Source organism: Desulforamulus hydrothermalis Lam5 = DSM 18033, from assembly GCF_000315365.1.
Classification (GTDB): Bacteria; Bacillota; Desulfotomaculia; order Desulfotomaculales; family Desulfotomaculaceae; genus Desulfotomaculum; species Desulfotomaculum hydrothermale.
This window is the reverse complement of the sequence record NZ_CAOS01000013.1, coordinates 195,552-213,222: the sequence shown is the minus strand read 5'-3', so window position 1 is coordinate 213,222 and position 17,671 is coordinate 195,552. Positions and strand designations below refer to the sequence as shown.

Annotated in this window: 18 protein-coding genes and 1 other annotated feature; of the genes, 5 read left to right on the top strand and 13 right to left on the bottom strand. The window is 47.7% G+C overall.

Annotated features, from left to right (window positions below):
• Positions 1-98: 98 nt before the first annotated feature.
• Together DESHY_RS11115 and DESHY_RS11110 are read left to right on the top strand one after the other, a co-directional pair.
• The gene (locus tag DESHY_RS11115) at positions 99-947 is read left to right on the top strand and encodes a methyl-accepting chemotaxis protein (RefSeq protein WP_235695568.1); all 849 of its coding nucleotides are present in this window, start codon (positions 99-101) and stop codon (positions 945-947) included.
• Positions 948-1,037: 90 nt separating this feature from the next.
• Positions 1,038-1,754, top strand: a complete 717-nt coding sequence (locus tag DESHY_RS11110; RefSeq protein WP_008412800.1) for an LCP family protein — start codon at positions 1,038-1,040, stop codon at positions 1,752-1,754.
• Positions 1,755-1,797: 43 nt separating this feature from the next.
• Here the strand turns inward: DESHY_RS11110 and DESHY_RS14060 are convergent, their stop codons facing one another.
• The 8 genes from DESHY_RS14060 to DESHY_RS11080 form a co-directional block, all read right to left on the bottom strand.
• Positions 1,798-1,974, bottom strand: coding sequence for a hypothetical protein (locus DESHY_RS14060; protein WP_160162498.1), 177 nt, complete (start codon positions 1,972-1,974; stop codon positions 1,798-1,800).
• Positions 1,975-2,202: 228 nt separating this feature from the next.
• Positions 2,203-2,418, bottom strand: a complete 216-nt coding sequence (locus DESHY_RS11105; RefSeq protein WP_008412798.1) for a hypothetical protein — start codon at positions 2,416-2,418, stop codon at positions 2,203-2,205.
• Between the two features lie 67 nt (positions 2,419-2,485).
• A complete protein-coding gene (gene bshC / locus DESHY_RS11100) occupies positions 2,486-4,114 on the bottom strand; it encodes a bacillithiol biosynthesis cysteine-adding enzyme BshC (RefSeq protein WP_008412797.1) in 1,629 nt (542 codons plus the stop codon).
• A 77-nt stretch (positions 4,115-4,191) separates the two neighbouring features.
• Positions 4,192-4,935 carry an ion channel gene (locus tag DESHY_RS11095; protein ID WP_082210492.1) on the bottom strand — a complete coding sequence of 248 codons (744 nt, stop codon included), beginning with the start codon at positions 4,933-4,935 and terminating at the stop codon, positions 4,192-4,194.
• A gap of 310 nt (positions 4,936-5,245) precedes the next feature.
• Entirely contained in the window at positions 5,246-5,404 is a 159-nt protein-coding gene (locus tag DESHY_RS14310) for a hypothetical protein (protein ID WP_162829805.1), read from the bottom strand.
• 87 nt (positions 5,405-5,491) lie between these two features.
• Positions 5,492-5,716 (bottom strand): FmdB family zinc ribbon protein, encoded by a 225-nt coding sequence (locus DESHY_RS11090; protein ID WP_048818091.1) that lies wholly within the window; start codon positions 5,714-5,716, stop codon positions 5,492-5,494.
• A gap of 412 nt (positions 5,717-6,128) precedes the next feature.
• The gene (locus tag DESHY_RS11085) at positions 6,129-6,593 is read right to left on the bottom strand and encodes a hypothetical protein (RefSeq protein WP_008412792.1); all 465 of its coding nucleotides are present in this window, start codon (positions 6,591-6,593) and stop codon (positions 6,129-6,131) included.
• A 61-nt stretch (positions 6,594-6,654) separates the two neighbouring features.
• Positions 6,655-7,764, bottom strand: coding sequence for a GNAT family N-acetyltransferase (locus tag DESHY_RS11080; RefSeq protein ID WP_008412790.1), 1,110 nt, complete (start codon positions 7,762-7,764; stop codon positions 6,655-6,657).
• Between the two features lie 159 nt (positions 7,765-7,923).
• Positions 7,924-8,160 (top strand) — a binding site (T-box leader).
• 43 nt (positions 8,161-8,203) lie between these two features.
• Between DESHY_RS11080 and proB the strand changes: the two genes are divergently transcribed.
• From proB to proC, 3 genes are read left to right on the top strand one after another with little or no spacing between them, the layout of a single operon-like run.
• Complete coding sequence (gene proB / locus DESHY_RS11075; RefSeq protein ID WP_008412788.1) at positions 8,204-9,304, top strand: glutamate 5-kinase; 1,101 nt, start codon at positions 8,204-8,206, stop codon at positions 9,302-9,304.
• The gene (locus DESHY_RS11070; RefSeq protein ID WP_048818090.1) at positions 9,292-10,539 is read left to right on the top strand and encodes a glutamate-5-semialdehyde dehydrogenase; all 1,248 of its coding nucleotides are present in this window, start codon (positions 9,292-9,294) and stop codon (positions 10,537-10,539) included. Before proB ends, DESHY_RS11070 begins: the two co-directional genes overlap by 13 nt.
• Before the next feature lie 19 nt (positions 10,540-10,558).
• Positions 10,559-11,404 carry a pyrroline-5-carboxylate reductase gene (gene proC / locus DESHY_RS11065; protein WP_008412783.1) on the top strand — a complete coding sequence of 282 codons (846 nt, stop codon included), beginning with the start codon at positions 10,559-10,561 and terminating at the stop codon, positions 11,402-11,404.
• Between the two features lie 139 nt (positions 11,405-11,543).
• Here proC and DESHY_RS11060 read toward each other — a convergent pair whose 3' ends face one another.
• The 5 genes from DESHY_RS11060 to spoIVA all read right to left on the bottom strand — a co-directional run bounded on the left by DESHY_RS11060 (position 11,544) and on the right by spoIVA (position 17,361).
• Complete coding sequence (locus DESHY_RS11060) at positions 11,544-12,782, bottom strand: aspartate kinase (RefSeq protein WP_008412782.1); 1,239 nt, start codon at positions 12,780-12,782, stop codon at positions 11,544-11,546.
• Between the two features lie 53 nt (positions 12,783-12,835).
• Positions 12,836-13,735, bottom strand: a complete 900-nt coding sequence (gene thrB, locus DESHY_RS11055) for a homoserine kinase (protein WP_008412781.1) — start codon at positions 13,733-13,735, stop codon at positions 12,836-12,838.
• An 8-nt stretch (positions 13,736-13,743) separates the two neighbouring features.
• Positions 13,744-15,036 carry a homoserine dehydrogenase gene (locus DESHY_RS11050; RefSeq protein ID WP_008412780.1) on the bottom strand — a complete coding sequence of 431 codons (1,293 nt, stop codon included), beginning with the start codon at positions 15,034-15,036 and terminating at the stop codon, positions 13,744-13,746.
• Between the two features lie 23 nt (positions 15,037-15,059).
• Complete coding sequence (locus tag DESHY_RS11045) at positions 15,060-15,506, bottom strand: ACT domain-containing protein (RefSeq protein WP_008412779.1); 447 nt, start codon at positions 15,504-15,506, stop codon at positions 15,060-15,062.
• A gap of 376 nt (positions 15,507-15,882) precedes the next feature.
• Positions 15,883-17,361 (bottom strand): stage IV sporulation protein A, encoded by a 1,479-nt coding sequence (gene spoIVA, locus DESHY_RS11040; RefSeq protein WP_008412778.1) that lies wholly within the window; start codon positions 17,359-17,361, stop codon positions 15,883-15,885.
• Between the last annotated feature and the right edge of the window lie 310 nt (positions 17,362-17,671).

The window sequence follows — 17,671 nt, the reverse complement described above, 5'->3', positions numbered from 1 at the left end:
TTATGCAATATTTGAAAATATTTGAACTGTATGGTAGGAAAACAAAAGTCTGTCGAGAATACATTCTTTAACCACTTAAGAGGAGGTTAATAAGATTGATGCGAGTAGGCATTGTAGGTGGCGGCCGAGGCGGATTAGCTATGCTGCGGCTAATGTCCTCCTTATCAGAAATTAGTGTAGTCGGCATTGCAGATATTAACGAAAACGCACCTGCCCTTGTGGCCGCCAGGGAATCAGGTATCCCTGTCTTTACAGATTTTAAGCAGCTCCTGCAACTGCCGAATCTGGATGTGGTATTGGATGTAACCGGCAATGCTGCAGTTAACCAGGCCATCATGGAACACAAGCAGGAAACCACTCACCTGGCTGATGCCATGATCAGCAAGTTAATGTATACCGTGGCCAAAAGCCAGGAAGAAGCGGCTCAGGAATTAAGGGCCCAGGCCCAGCAGCTGGCAGGCATGGCAGAAGGTTTAAACACCACCGTACAAAGCGTCCCGGCCGCCATCGATGCGGTTACCCGAGCCCTGGGCAGCCATTGTGAAAAACTGAACAGTGCGGTATCCCAGGCCGAAAAACATATTAAGGATACCGATGAAGTCATTGAGTTTATTAAAAAAGTGGCTGATCAAACAAAATTACTGGGTCTCAATGCTGCCATTGAAGCCGCCAGGGCCGGTAACCATGGCCGCGGTTTTGGGGTGGTAGCCAATGAGGTACGCAAACTGGCCGAGGACAGTGTTGTTTCCGCCAAAAAAATCAGTACCATCTTAGGAAATATTGAGGAATCTATGAAAACCATTATCGCCGGCATCGAAGAAACCAGCAGCATCGCTCAAATGCAAACAACCACCACCGAACAAGTGGGGCAAGCTGTCTTACAGCTGGGCAAAATGGCTGATGAAATGAAAGACTTTGCCGGCAAACTGGCGGAGTTTGCCAGTTAGACCAGGGAGGTTAACTGATCCATAAGGAATTATATATAATTATTTTTTAAACGGTAATAAACCGATTATTAACCCGGCATACTATGGGTTATGAAGAAAAAACTGCTAATAACCATGCTTTTAGCCGTTATGCTTTTATTTGCCGCATGTCCGTTGCCTGCGGCAGCCCGCCAACAGCATAATAACGCAAACATATTATGCATTTGGACAGACCGGCACAATTTAAAAGCTGTTACTTTATTAATTTTTAACCCCTATAACGGCCGTATAGGCATCCTCAGCGTACCTGTTTTTGCCCGGCTGGAATTGGTTGACAAGCCAAGTACGGTAGCAAATGTGTGGTCTTGCGAAGGAAGAAAGGGCTTACAAGAAAAACTGGAGCACGCCCTGCACATTAAGATTGACGGACATATTACCTTTGATCAACCTGTGATTGAAAAAGCCAGTAACCTGGTGGGCAATATTAATATTCATGGTCAGCCTACTACCTTACTGCAGGCTTTTGAAGAAACCCGTTTAGAAAGGCGTAAAGACGATCAGGAAGTAATCCGGGCTCTGGCTGCCGGCATTATCTCGCCGGTAGGCATAAAAAAAGTACCTGGTTTGTTGTGGTTGTTCACCACCCAGGTAGACAGCAATATTCATCCCGAACTAATGCTGGCCATTTATCAAGTGGTTAGGCGCGACGGACCCGCCACCCTGACAAAAAGGGCCTTGCAGGGGCATGATTATTATCATAACGGACACCGGTACCGCTATGTGAAACCCCAAACCTGGCAAAATATTATCAGCGAGTTAAGTGCCTAGCTTTACCGGTCTTATTAAATGTTGCCTTGCCGGGTTCCTTGTATCAGGTCATGGCCATTAACATACTTAAAATAATGGCCAGAAAACCGCTGCCGGATAAAATAAACCACTTCTTTGGGGGCCAATTCTGACCGGTTAAACGATTAATTAAAAGAGCTACAACTCCCGTCACAAACATTATGCACCCTGCCAGTGCGAAGAAAAAACTAACTGCCAACATTTTACTGCCTCCCGGCTGCTTTTAACATTATTTTACGGGAATTATACCATATATTTTATTAAAAGGCGCTGTCTCAATTGTCGTATGCCCGCAGGCACCGCAAACCAAGCGCAATAAGTAACCCGCATCAACAATAAGCGGGCGGTCTTGTTATTAATATTAATATAAAGAGGGTGTTACCCTAAAGCCGGTCTTAGGGAACAACACCCTCATTGATTTTAATTTTTGCTAGCGTGCGGAGGCTTGCAGGTGCTGGAATATTTCGCTTGCTTGCTCACCTTTCAGTTTGCCTGCTATTTCTATAAGCATCTTTTCTTTTAACAAGGTGGAGCGCCCCTCTGGAAAAGAAATGCAATATTTACTGGTACCCGGCACCGGGGCAACCGATAAATTAAATTCCCGAAACCGATTAATTGCTTCTATCACGTTGAGCCGGTACTTCATCCCTGCCTACCTCCTTTTTCCCCTTTGCAATATTTTATTCCATTTTTGTGAGAAAGTGAATACTTTCTCAATTAAAAAATATAATTTTTTGTCGCCCATCATACAAACGGACGGCAGGGTAGATTGCTTGAAGTAAGCCCGGACTGTATTTCATTAAGTACGGAAATATGTTATATACCCGCTCCTGCTGTTGTCCCATGGGACAAAGCATCTCATTTGCTTTTTTAAGCTGGCGCAAAGCTGTCTCGTTGTTTTTGCGATGACGCTGTTTTACCTTATCGGCAAAGGAATTAACCACCCGCATTAAACGCCGCAAATTTTCTTTACCCGCTCCCTTAAGTGTCGGATCTATTTGGGTTACTTTTTGCACAAGATTTGTTTGTTCTTCTTTAATGACAGAGCGCAAATTATTAAACAATTCATCAATACCCACCGGGTCTGCCTGTTTAATATAATCTGCCATAAATCCCTCCAAACCTTCCGGCAACAGGTTCAGGGAAACTTGATACTTGCCCAGGATTTTTCCCACCGGCGGCTCTACCAAAATGAAGCTGGGACGCGGGAATACCGGAGGCATTTCCAGCCCGAAATGTTGAAAAATATTTTTCAGCAGAGCCCAATAAGCAATCTCCCCAGGACCTGCCACATAGCCCAGCACCGGCAACAATGCTTCCTGAACCACCGGCCGCAAAACAACGTCCGGGCTGAAACTTTCCGGCCGGCTTAAGGTTAGCTCAGCCAGTTGCTCCGGCAGCCAGGTATGGTTACCCTGGCGGTCGCTGATCCTGTCATTTTTTAAATACAAAGCGGTTCTCTGCCCGTTTATATACATAAACAAGTGCAGCTTATTTGCCTCGCTCGCAACCTGGGGTGTAAAGCCCGCCGCTGCAACCCGGTCACAGGCTAATTGCAGCAGGCAGTTGACAGCCGGTGCCGTGTTTACCGCTCGGTAAAATACACCTGCCGATAGTTCGCGCAGAGGCGGTAACACCGGGTTTACAAGAATTAAACCGTCATCTTTAAAAAGAAAAGTCATTAACCTGCCAAACCACTGAGCAAGATCAGCCGACTGCCGGGCGGTCTCCCTTAGCAAAGCAAGACCTTCCTGCTGCCAGCCAATGGGCGGTGTCAGTTGCTCCAGCTGCTGCAGGAACTCAAATATCTCCGGCGGGACCGGCAGATGCCCCAGCGAACAGCGTCCGGCAGGCTTATATGCTAAGGCAATTTTTTGCGGTCCCCGGGCGTTAGGCACAAAAATATGATTTACCTCTGCAAAATCATGATCGTCCGCACCAATCCAAAATACCGGTACCACCGGAATTTTTAACTGGGCAGAAAGTTGCCGGGCCAATACAATGGTTCCCATGGCTTTATAAACCGTGTAAAGCGGTCCGGTCAGCAGGCCGGGTTGCTGGCCGGTCACCAAAGCCACCGCCCGGCCTGTTTCTAACAGGCTGATATGGTGTAAGGTTTGCTCACTGCACCCTAACTGTAAATTATCCTGCCGTAGAACAGCCGCCAACGTTTTATAATTATGGTTTTTCTGCCGGCGGGCAGACAAATAACTAAGTCGTTTGGCGAGCTGTGACAGTTGCCCCGGATCGTAAGTAAAAAAACGGCTGACCTTTAAAAAATTGCTTATGTAAACCTGAGCTAAAGGCTGTGGAAAAAAAACGTCAAGTGTCTCAATTCGCAAAGTTCATAACCTCCACCACAGGCAAATTAATGCCCGGTATCTATACCGATAATTATAATCGGCTGCCGGTATCAGAACTACTCTTTTCTGCTGCCGGAAAAAACAGCCAATATACCGCCGATAAATAAGGCAGCGTACAGAAAACCGGTAATTGAAACCAGCATTACAATAAATTCTGCCGTATTCCCCCGGGGGGTAATATCGCCATAGCCCACGCCGGTGAAGGTTATTACGGTAAAATACAGCAGGCGCAAAGGCTGATTTACCGGTCCGCAGCTGTCAACAAAAGCCGGCGGATTGGTTCGGGCAACTAAAAATACCATTACAAAAAGATTAAAAATGATTACCAGCAACCAAGAAATTATCATCAACACAGGAACAAAACGTTTATCTAAATAAGTAAACATAGCACCCGGCGCCTGCAGGCAAATTAAAATCCCTTTAAATATGTGATAAAAATTTAAGATAAGTCCGGCCAGCATAACCCCTTGCAGCAAAGAAACAGACGCAGGCAGATCATTAATCAAAAAAATGTATAGAAAGGGTACCAAAATAGAATAAACCGCTATTCGAAAAACACGCAATTCAATCTCGCTGTCAAAAAGCAATTTTTGAGTAATAAAAATAATGGGTGCCATTAACAGGGCCAACATAGCCAGAGACAGCATGGCCGTTATAATACTTAAACCAAGAATGACCACCAGATCCGCTTGTACTCTCTGCGACCAATAGTAAAAAGACAGCAACAGACCGTAAATAATCAGAAACAGAAGTAACGCCAGGGGCAAGCGGGCGATAAACAGCAGCGAATATTTAATCATACCGGTTGCCCGCCCCAGCAGCAAAAGCCTTTTTTGGGGCCATTGTGTCAATGGGGTTGATGAGTGTATTAAAAGTATTAAGGTGCCTAACAAAACAAGCAACGCGGTCAACCCATGCAATACTTCAAGCAACCTCGTACACCCTCTCTGCCCGTTTTTCTTACTATATTCCGGTTGAGAGTTTGGTTAGAATTGCAAAACACAGGGCAAAACAAAAACCGGGCTTTACCCGGTTCAGACTGTAGACAAAGGTTGTAAACAAAGTGAGGTGGTTTTATGATCCCCGGTCGGCGACTTGTCGAAGCACCGGTCACAGCACTTGATGAGCGAAAGGAGCCATTGGGGTGGCGCCCACAGGACGTGGGCGCCAGCCGAACCGGGCCAGGAGGGGCCGTTTGAGGCGACCCCAAGGGCGACCGGAGCGAATCATAGTGCTGTCGGTGCGTAGACCGGAGCCAAAGGGGATCATAAACCACCGCTGATGTTTGTCAACACTCTGAACCGGGCTTTGCCCGGTTTAACTTATTCGTTACGAACCGTAACGGTTTTAAATGCCTCAACCGCCGGCTCCACATCCGTCTGACTTGGGTGCTTTGGCAAGATTACAGGAACCACTGTCTGCCGGTCTGCCAACCGAACTGGGTAAAAAAGGCGCTGAGATTTTTTTCTCAACAGACTCACTGGCACACTGGGGACAGGTTACTTTTTCCTCCCGACCTGCCAGTTGGAGTTTTTCAAATTCTTTACCACAAACTTTGCAGGAAAATTCAAAGATTGGCATTGATCTCACCACCTCTATCGTAAGTTTTGCAAGCAAAGTTTCCAGTCTGTGCTTATTCGACATTATTTGCAAAACTCCTTCTTAAAAAACAAAAATCTATGGTCACATAACCATAGAAACTTCAAGCTGTAGACAAAGATTGTCAAACAAGGTGAGGTGGTTTTATGTTCCCCTGTCGGCGACTTGTCCAAGCACGGTAACAGCACTTGATAAGCGAAAGGAGCCCTTAGCGCCCACAGGATGTGGGCGACACCTGGAGGTGCGCTCCCGGCCCGGCGACCCCAAGGGCGACCGGAGCAAATCACAGTGCTGTCAGTGCGTAGACCGGAGCCAAAGGGGATCATAAACCACCGATAATTTTTGTCAACCTTATAGCAAGTTGATTTCCCGTCTGCCAAAGCGGTAAAACAAGTTATCGGTATTTCTTGATCAATCGCTCCAGATCATCTAAAAACTCCGTTAATTTATCCGGATTTTGTTTAATCATGTTTTCCAATGTTTCTCTTAACCGAGTTTGTTGTTCTGTATTAACCTCCATTGTTTGCATATTGGTATAGGTCTGTTCCGGTTGGACGGTTGGTTGTTGAAAGTTGGTCTGGCTATAGTTGGCAGAGCTGTGGCCGGCAGCTGCATCATTTGGGCCAGCGGTTTCATGAACCGGTTGCGTGGTATAAGCGGTTTTCGGTGTTGCCAGAGAAAGCATGGATGCTTCAAAATTATGCATTTCGCTGCGAATAGCAGAAAGTGAATTGCGGGTAGCTGCCAGGATGTTGGCAAAAACCTCCAGCTGTTTTTCCAAGCCCGGATTAGCCTGTGTAAACATAGTCAGACCAAACAGTGCAATACGCGGATCCCCGAAAGGCGGTAAGCGAAACATATTTTAACTCCTCTCATCCATATTTTTCTGCCTGTTATATGTTTGACAGAGTAATTGCTTGTCAGCGGTCAGTTAAAATAGCTTTTTCATAAACGCGATATTTCTTATACACCTGACTGCCCGCCAGAGAAGCAACAATGCTGTTCATATCCTGGTTGGTGTCCATAATCAGGGAAAGCTCAGCTTGTCGGTATCCTTTTTTTATTGCTGTTTCCATGGCTTTTTTTATTAACAGGGCCACCACTCCTCTACGCCGGTAGTCCGGTATGACTGCCAGCACGCCTACCCGCAAAGACCTGGATCGGCTGAAGGCCGACAGGCTGCCAAATAAACCTGCCCGCCGGGCCGCCCGCAGCTGCGGGCCTATATCCGGCATCATCAGGCAGATGCCCACCGGTTGTTTTTTTACTTCACACATAATTAACATTTCCGGATCGGTGTAATCTTTTAATCCAGCCAGAAACTGAGCCGCCTCTGACTGGTCCATAGGCACAAAACCCCACTGGTTGGTCATAGACCGGTTGTGAATATCTGCTAACTTTTTAGCTTCTCCATAAAGATCATAATACTTAAAACTGCGTATTTGCAGGCCGGGAATACCGGCTGCCCTGGCCGCCACCCGGGCCAGCTTATTATTTTCTCTGAAAAATTCCGCCCTCCAGAGGTAAGAGTATAAGTCCAGCAACCTGCCAAAACCGTTTTGTTCAAGCAATTCTGCATAATAGGGCGGGTTATAGGGCATCATCGGTTGCGGTGGTATGTTGTATCCTTCCACCAACAAGCCCACCTGCTGGCTGGTATTCAAAGTAACCGGTCCTTGTACCAGAGTTTTTCCTTGCCCGGCCAGACTCCGGCAAGCCGCTTTAATAAGTTCCCGTGCCACCTCAGGGTGGTTAACAGTTTCAAAACAGCCAAACAAACCAATTCTTTGATCATTCAGCAGGTCATCGGTAATGGCAGCAATACGGCCAACCGGTACATTATCAGCAAAGGCTAAAAAACATTCCAGGTGCACATGACTTAATAAAGGATTGGCTTGCGGGTTAAACAGTTGCAGCCGGGAATCCCAGGGAGCCGGTGTCCAAAGCGGATCCCTGGCATAAATTTGCCAAGGTACCTCCATAAATTTTTGCCAATGACGCCGCTCACATACTTTTATTATTTCTAACAAAATTAATTCCTCCATCTTCTTGCTAATGCATTTTATGTAGCTTCTTTCCGCATGGTGCCAAAAATTAAACGGTGCCAAAATTTTAGATTATTAAAGTAATATAACGCTTTACTTGACAGAGGCATTTTAAAATCGTTATAATTGTGGCAACATCATAATATCCAGACCATGATGGAGAACAGTAAAAACCCCATGTCTGACAGAGAGTGGAACTCAGCGGCTGGAAGGTTCCTCAGGCCAAGGTTTTGAAACCCGCTCCGGAGTTGTTCGGGAATTAACCGAACCGGTTTTGCCTCCGATAAAGGGCAGTGAGTGAATGCATAGCTTTGCTTTGCCTTTTACATGCTATGCATTAATAAAGGTGGTACCGCGAAAGTTAACCCTTTCGTCCTTTTGGGACGGAAGGGTTTTTGTTTTGGAAACTGCAGGGGGTGCAAGTATGGATCACTGTCAACGAATTGTCATAAAAATCGGCAGCAGCAGCCTGACTGATAGCAAAGGATTACTGGATGACTCCCGTATGGCTGCCCTGGCTGATGCCATAACTGAGCTTTTGCGCCGGGGCTGGCAGCCGGTCCTGGTTTCTTCCGGAGCAGTGGCTGCCGGTCTGGGGCAACTGGGTTGGCACCGCTCCAACTTAACCATGCCGGAAAGGCAGGCTGCTGCCGCTGTCGGGCAGGGCCTGTTGATGGAAAAATATAACGACTTGTTTCAGGCCAGGGGTATTCAGGTAGGCCAGGTGTTATTAACAAAAGAAGATCTGGCGCACCGCCGTCGCTATCTAAATGCCCGCAACACATTTAACGTGTTGCTGAATCGTCAAGTGCTGCCGATTGTTAATGAAAACGACACGGTAGCTTTTGCTGAAATACGTTTTGGCGATAACGATACCCTGAGTGCTTTGGTGGCAGGATTGGTGGAAGCCGCACTGCTGGTTATCCTGACAGATATAGACGGTCTGTACAGCGGTGATCCCCGTAAAGACCCGCAGGCCAGGTTAATCCCGGTGGTTCGCCAGGTAGATGAAAACATTATGCAGGCAGCCGGCGGCAGCGGTAGCCCGGTAGGTACCGGCGGCATGCGCACCAAGCTGGCTGCCGCCCGCATTGCTGCCCGCAGCGGTGTGCGTACGGTGGTTACCTGCGGCAAAGATCCTTCGGTCATTCTCGCGGTGGCAGCGGGCGAACGGCCAGGCACCTGCTTTGAACCGTCACCCCGCTGTTTGCGCAGCCGCAAACAATGGATTGCCTTTGGCAGTGTGGCCAGAGGCACCCTGACCATTGACCGGGGGGCTGTCAAAGCATTGACTGAAGACAATAAAAGCCTTTTGGCAGTAGGTGTCACCGCAGTAAAAGGAACCTTTCCCGCCGGCAGTGTGGTGGCGGTAGAGGACGACCGGGGGATTGAATTGGCCCGCGGCATTTCCAACCTGTCATCCGATGACCTGAAACTGGTTATAAAAAATCCCCAACGTGGCTTGGAAGTTATTCATCGAGATTGGTTAGTTTGCGAAAGGAGTTTTTCATTATGTCAATCGTAAGAGAGTTGGCACGTCAAGCCAAAGAAGCCTCCAGACAGCTGGCCACCCTGACAACCGCAGATAAAAATTCTGCTTTGCTGAAAGTTGCCCAACAACTGCTGGCAGACAAAGACAGCATCCTGTACGCTAACCAGGAGGATCTGGCCAGGGGCAAACAGGCTGGCCTCAGTCCTGCTCTGCTGGACCGTCTGGCCCTGAACGCCGCCCGCATTGATGATATGGTAGAAGGTGTTAAGCAGGTAGCCGCATTGCCTGACCCGGTAGGGGAAATAACAGAGTCATGGCAACGCCCCAATGGTTTACTTATTGATAAAGTACGGGTTCCTATGGGTGTAATCGGCATGGTTTATGAAGCCCGCCCCAATGTAACGGTGGATACCTGCGCCCTGTGTTTAAAAGCGGGCAGCGCAGTGCTGTTAAGGGGCAGCTCCAGCGCCTTGAACAGCAACCGGGCACTGGTAAACTCGATTAAAAAGGGGCTGGCAGGCACTGCTGTGCCGGTAGCTGCAGTACAGTTTATCGATACCGAAGACCGGTCTGCGGTGGATGAAATGCTGCGCCTCAACGGTTTATTAGATCTGGTTATTCCCCGGGGTGGCGCCGGCCTGATTAAACGGGTGGTGGAAACCGCCACCGTACCGGTGATTGAAACCGGCGTCGGAAATTGCCATGTCTATGTGGATAAAGATGCCGATCCTGCTATGGCTCTGGAAATTATTCTGAATGCCAAGTGCCAGCGCTATGGTGTTTGCAATGCCGCCGAAACTCTCCTGGTGCACCGGAACATTGCCGCTGCCTGGCTGCCGGAAGCCCTGCAAGCCCTACGCCAAAGGGGCGTGGAAATTCGCGGCTGCCCGGCTGTGCTGGAACTTCAGCCGGACGTCAAATTGGCAGACCGGGATGATTGGTCCACCGAGTTTCTGGCACCCGTACTGGCTGTTAAAATCGTGGCAACCTTGGAAGAAGCACTGGCGCATATTCAAACCTACGGCACAGGTCATTCAGAAAGTATTGTTACCAATAATCAGGAAACTGCCTCCCGGTTTTTAAAGCTGGTGGACGCGGCGGCAGTTTACCACAACGCCTCCACCCGTTTTACGGACGGCTTCCAATATGGTTTTGGCGCCGAAATCGGCATCAGCACCCAGAAACTGCATGCCCGCGGCCCCATGGGGCTCAGGGAACTGACCAGCTATAAATATGTGGTCAGGGGAACCGGCCAAGTTCGTTCATAAAATTAAAGGGGGATTGCACATGCTGGAAGGAAAGACTTTCTTTTTTGTAGGCGCCGGCAATATCTGTGAATCTATGGTTAAAGGCCTGCTGTCTACCGGTACCGTGCGTCCGGGGGATATCCGGGTGTCTAACCGCAGCAACCAGGAACGATTAAACTTCTTGCGCAACTATTACGGCATTGTCCCGGTTGATAATAAAAAATCTGCTGCCGGTGAGGCAGATGTCATTATTCTGGCCATGAAACCCCAGGATATCTATTCTGCTCTGCAAGAACTGACAGGGGCGGTCAAGGAAAATCAACTGATTATTTCTGTGCTGGCCGGTATTCCCACCTCACTGATTGAGGACGGACTGGGCCTGGCCGTACCTGTGGTGCGGGCCATGCCCAATACTTCCTGTGCCGTATTGGAATCAGCCACCGGTCTGTGTGCCGGTCGTTATACCAATCAGGATCAGTTGGGGCTGGCGGCAGAAATTTTTCGCAAAATGGGCGAAGTGGTCATCTTGGAGGAAACTCTGCTGGACGCAGTAACAGGCTTGTCCGGCAGCGGTCCGGCTTATATTTATTACCTGGTGGAAGCCCTGGAAAAAGCCGGGGAAAATGCCGGCATACCCAGAGAATTAGCCAGACCCCTGGTCTTAAAAACATTGGTGGGAGCTGCCAAAATGCTTTTGGAAACAGGCGAACCACCCGAAGTATTACGGCAACAGGTAACCTCCCCCAACGGGACCACCATGGCCGGTATTAATGAATTAAACAAGGGGAATTTTCAAGGCGTCATTCGCCGGGCGGTTTTGCGGGCTACCCAGCGTTCCCGGGAGTTGGGCCGCATTATCGTGGAAAAACAATGCGCTCAACAATAGTCAACCAAGTATTTTGGCAAACCGGATTTTTTTCAAAAAAGCTCCCTTGATGGTAAACGGATTTTCAACGTTTGCCATCAAGGGAGCATACTTTCATTTGGGAATAAAATTTTATACTTTTGTTCCGTTCAAGCCAGTCTTATTTGCCGTACTTAATGGCTTCTTCCAGGTTGTCCAGCTTAAATTTTTTGTGCAGGGCCCGGACGGCCTTTTGGGTTTCAGATCTTTTAATAACACAGGAAACCTTAATTTCCGAAGTGGTAATCATTTCTAAGTTAATGCCTTCTTCAGCCAATGCCTCAAACATGTCGGCAGCCACGCCCGGGTGGGAAATCATGCCGGCACCCACAATAGAAACCTTTGCCACATCTTCGTCGTGGGTATAGCCTTTAAAGCCAACTTCTTCTTGGATGGCTTCGATGGTTAACAAGGTTTTTCTTAAATCGTCCTGGGTGACAGTAAAACCTATATCATTCATGTTGTTGCGCATGGCGCTCTGAATAATCATATCCACGTTAATGTTCTGGGCAGACAAAGCCTTAAATATTTTCATGGCTATGCCGGGTCTGTCCGGCACATCAAACAAACCAATTTTTGCGACATTATAATCATGGGCCACGCCGCTGACCACCGGTGCATTTTCCATATTCGGGGCCTCCTCCACAATAGTTCCTTCGCTATAGTCAAAACTTGTACGTACATGAATGGGAATACCGTATTGTTTGGCCAGTTCCACAGAACGCGGGTGCAATACCTGGGCTCCCAGGCTGGCCAGCTCCAGCATTTCATCATAAGAAATACGGGGAAGTTTACTGGCATCCGGCACCACTCTGGGATCCGCCGTATAAACCCCATCCACATCGGTAAAGATTTCACACACATCTGCCTGCAAAGCGGCTGCCAGGGCTACGGCGGTGGTATCTGAGCCACCACGACCCAGCGTTGTAATATCATTGTTCGGATTAATACCCTGGAAGCCGGCCACCACCACCACCCGGCCCCGGTTCAGCTCCTGCATTACACGACCGGTTTCAATCTTAAGTATTTTTGCTTTGGTGTGCACATCATCGGTATAAATACCTACCTGCCCACCCGTAAGAGAAATAACATCCGAACCCAAATCTCGGATAGCCATGGATAACAGGGCAATGGAAACCTGCTCTCCGGTAGAGAGCAACATATCTACTTCCCGCTCGGAAGGGTTGTTGGTGACCTGTTTCATTAAAGCAATCAAATCATCTGTGGTATCCCCCATGGCGGAAACCGTCACCACCACCTGATTTCCCTTTTGGTGTTCTTCCACAACCCGTTTGGCGACTCTTTTTATGCGTTCGGGGTTGGCCACTGAACTGCCGCCAAATTTTTTGACAACCAGCATTTTGCTACCGCCTCTCTGGTGATTTAATTCTTTACTTGCATAAAGTTATTTAATCATAAAATTTTGGTTCCTTCAACTGCCGGCTTCAGCACACTGATACGACAGCTGACACCGGCTTGTTCAAAAGCTTTTTGCATTGCGTCGGCAATTCCTTTACTTTTACCGTCAGTAAGCGCAATTACAGTGGGGCCGGCACCACTCAGGGTAACACTTAAAGCACCCGCCCCATTGGCCGCCTGGATAACCTGATTAAGGCCCGGAATCAAGGGGGTCCGGTAAGGTTGGTGCAACGCATCCTGGGAGGCTATGTAAAGCAAATCCAGCCGTTTTGCGCAGAGGGCGCCTACCAGTAATGCGGTACGGCTCAGGTTATAAACCGCATCCCGCAGGCTTACCTGCGCCGGCAGCACAGCCCGGGCTGCCTGGGTGGACAGCGGAAAATCCGGGACAGCCACCACCGCAGTTAATTCTTCAGGGGGATTAATTTTCAGGTAATGTACCTTTCCCTCGGCCATTACCGATACCACTGCTCCCCCTAACAAAGCCGGCGCTACATTATCCGGGTGGCCTTCCAGCTCTGTGGCCAAGGCTAACAGCCTGTCCCGGGACAGGGTATCCCCGGTTAAGCGGTTGGCCGCCACCAGGCCCCCGACAATGGCCGCCGCACTGCTGCCCAGGCCACGGGCGGTGGGTATTTTATTAATTAGTTTAATAGAAAGGCCGGGATTGGCCTGGCCAATCTCCTGAAAAACCCGCCGGGCAGCCTGCCAGACAATATTTTTATCATCCTTCTCAATATCAGCTGCCCCTTCCCCTTCCACATCTATAGACAGCCTGCCGGGTGACAGGGCCATATGCACTTCATTATAAAGCCCCAGCGCCATTCCCAGGCAATCAAAACCCGGTCCCATATTGGCTGTGGTAGCCGGTACCAAAACGCGAATGTTATTCATAAAGACAGTTATTCTTCTCCTTCCACCCTGATTACATTAGCCACTTCCATTACGGAAGAAAGCTGCTTGATATCCATCAAAGCATCCTGCACATTTTGTTCTTGTACCCGGTGGGTTACCAGTACCAGCTCGGCTGTTTTGCCGGTAGCTTCTTTCTGGATTACGGATTTAAGACTAACTTCTTTGTTGCCGAAAACCAGCGCAATGGAAGCCAGTACGCCGGGTTTATCGGCTACCCGCAACCTGATATAATACTTGCTGAGTGTTTCACCGACAGGCAGCACCGGCAATTGCTTAAAGCAGGTGCAACCTATAATACCCGGCACGTTGCGTATAATATCCCGGGCCGCATCCATAATATCTGCCACCACCGCACTGGCAGTGGGCAGTTCGCCGGCGCCCCGGCCATAAAACATGGTATCTCCCACCGCATTACCCCGGACAAAAACAGCGTTAAAAGCATCGCCCACCGCAGCCAGGGGATGGTCTTTCGGAATAAACGTGGGGTGAACTCTTACTTCAACGCCTTCCGGTCGATTTTTGGCAATACCCAGTAATTTAATGATATATCCTAGTTCGTTAGCGTATAAAATATCCTGCGGGGTAATATGGGTAATGCCTTCTGTATAGACCTGCTGCAGCGGTATCCTGGTATTAAAGGCAATAGAGGCTAAAATAGCAATTTTTCTCGCCGCGTCAAAGCCTCCCACATCAGCCGTGGGATCAGCTTCCGCATAACCCTTGGCCTGGGCTTCCTGCAAAACATCTTTAAAATCGCAGCCTTCCTGAGTCATTTTAGTCAGCATATAGTTGGTGGTACCGTTAATAATGCCAAAAACTTCATCAATGCGATTTCCGGCCAGACTTTGTTTTAAGGTGCGAATAATCGGGATACCTCCCGCCACGCTGGCCTCAAACAATAAATCGCACTGGTTGGTCTGGGCTGCTTTAAAAAGTCTCTGGCCGTGCTCTGCCACCATATCTTTATTGGCTGTCACGACACTTTTGCCACGGTTCAGGGCCTCTAAAACATAGTCCAGTGCCGGTTGAATACCTCCCAACACTTCCACCACAATTTTAATTTCCGGATCATTGGTAATATCCTGAATATTGGTGGTCAGAATACCCTCCGGTAAAGAAAGTCCCCGGTCTTTATCTAAATTGCGCACCATAATTTTTTTAATTTCCAGCCCGATACCGACCCTTTGCCTGATATTTTCCCGGTTTTCGGCCAGGATGCGGTATACACCGCGGCCAACGGTACCAAGACCCAACAGACCTATTTTTATAACTTGTTCCATAGGTTTCTCCTTTCCCACACCGGTTAATTCTGGCCTAACAGGCGCACATTGCGCACTCCTGCCACCTCACCGATTATGCGCAGCAATTCCTCCAAATCCTGGTTCATTTCTGCTGTTTCAATTGACAGAGTGGCATTGGCCAGCCCCTGTAAGGGCAGGTTTTGGTTAATGGTTAATATACTGCCCTTGACAGAAGCAATGATATTTAATACCGTGGAGAGAACACCGGGACGGTGTTCCATAATCAAGGCCAGGGTGACAATTTTCCCTTTGCTCCACTGGTGAAAGGGAAATACTTTATCCTTATATTTATAAAAAGCGCTGCGGCTTAAATCCACCTTTTCTACCGCTTCATTTACGGTGTGCGCTTCACCCCTTAACAACAATTCTTTGGCCATAACGGTTTTTAAAATGGCTTCCGGGAGAATATCCTCTTGTACCAGGAAGTATCGCAACTCTTTTTTTGACACGGCACGCCCTACCCCTCAGTCCGTTTTCAGTGGATATTTATCCTTTCACAGTAGACATTATAACACTACAAGAATAACCCTTCAAATTGATTATGCCTAAAATTATATCTTTTTTCTTAAAATATCCACTGCAATCTTTATTTTACTTTATATTTCTTAATCAAATAAATAATTTACACATTTTTACAAAATTCAGATTTTAGCTGCAGTTTTTAAATATTCCCGCATGATGTGTTTGGGCAGCCTTTATGAACTTTGCCGCACTCTGATATTAGTATTTCTCTTTCTTGCTTAAAAATTGTATGTAAAATAAGATTGCCAAAACAAAACTCCACAGACCCTTGCCCGTCTGCGGAGTTTTGCCTGACTAATTAAATTAAATGATAATGCAAATTAGACCGCCGCTGCCTTCATTAACAATCCTTTGTAAAGTCTCCTGCAATTTAACCTGAGCATTTTCCGGCATCCGGTGCAGCTTATTCTGAATGCCTTCCCGAACCAGATCATGCAGGCTTTTACCGAAGATCTCGGATTCCCAGATTTTCTGTGGATTTTCGTCAAAACCTGCCAGCATATACTGAACTAATTCCTCACATTGTTTCTCTGTGCCGATAATGGGGGTAATCTCAGTGGTAATATCTGCCTTAATAATGTGCAACGAAGGTGCGCTGGCTTTCAGCTTAACACCAAAACGATTTCCCTGACGAATTAATTCCGGTTCCTCCAGGTTCATTTCATCCAACCTGGGTGTAACAACACCATAACCGGTATCCCGTACTTCCTGCAAGGCAGTTGCTACTTTGTCGTATTCCCGTTTGGCCACGGCCAAATCTTTCATCAACCGGAACAGGTGGTGATCACCTTCAATTGCAAAACCGGTTTCTTCCGCCAGAACCCGATAAAACAGCTCCGGTTTTGCAACCATTTCAATGGAAGCAGATCCGGTTCCCATATCCATCTGCTTGAGATTTACCTGATGCACAAAATCATAACTATCCAGACTGTTTACCGCTGTTTCAATATCTCTCAAGCGGCGTACATGGCGTACGGTATCTCTGACCGCATCTTCAAAGCTCTGCCTGAGCCAGTGTTTGCTTTCCAGTTCCTCAATCCAAAGAGGCAGGCTGATATTGACTTCATTAACCGGAAATTCAAACAGCACTTGCTCAAGAATTTTAAGTATATCCTGTTGTTTTAATTCCGCGCAGTCAATAGGCAGTACCGGTACATCATACTTTTCTTCCAACTCGGCGGCCAACTGCAGGGTATCATTTGCCTGGGGTTTAATGGAGTTTAACAGAATCACAAAGGGCTTGTTAATATCCTTAAGTTCTTCCACCACCCGTTCTTCCGCATCAACATAGTTTTCCCTGGGAATATCTGTAATACTGCCGTCGGTGGTAACCACTACCCCGATGGTAGAATGTTCGGAGATCACTTTACGGGTACCGATTTCTGCCGCTTCTTGAAAAGGAATGGGTTCTTCATACCAGGGGGTGGTTACCATCCGGGGACCGTCTTCTTCTTCATAACCCAGCGCCCCCAGTACACGGTAACCCACGCAATCCACCAGTCTTACCCTGATTTTAAGATTGGGATTAACAGCAATTTCCACTGCTTCATTTGGCACAAATTTAGGTTCGGTAGTCATAATGGTTCTGCCGGCACCGCTTTGCGGCAGCTCATCCTTGGCCCGTTCTTTATCATAAACATTTTTAATATTAGGGATGACAACCAGTTCCATAAATCTTTTAATAAAAGTGGATTTGCCGGTTCGCACGCCCCCCACCACACCGAGGTAGATATCTCCCCCGGTCCGCTCCGCTATATCGCGGAAGATATCCAGCTTATCCATAAATGATTATCCCCTCCTTCAAAGTTCCTAAAATGATAGGGAAATTTATCTTGAAATACTGCATCCCTCCTCCGCGATGATGGACCGTAGAGACAGGAAAAACCAATTACTTTGCAGAAGGAAGGTAGTCCCTTCCTCCCTGAATTTTTTTCCATTGGCATACATTAACATTATATATATATGACTGTCAGGGCGCTTTATGACAGAAAATTTAATGCCTGCCTAATCCGTTAACAGTTCATTTTGCTTGTTGTTTTAAAGATATTTGATATTTGTCCATTTATGACTGTTTGTGGCAATTTGGAAAATT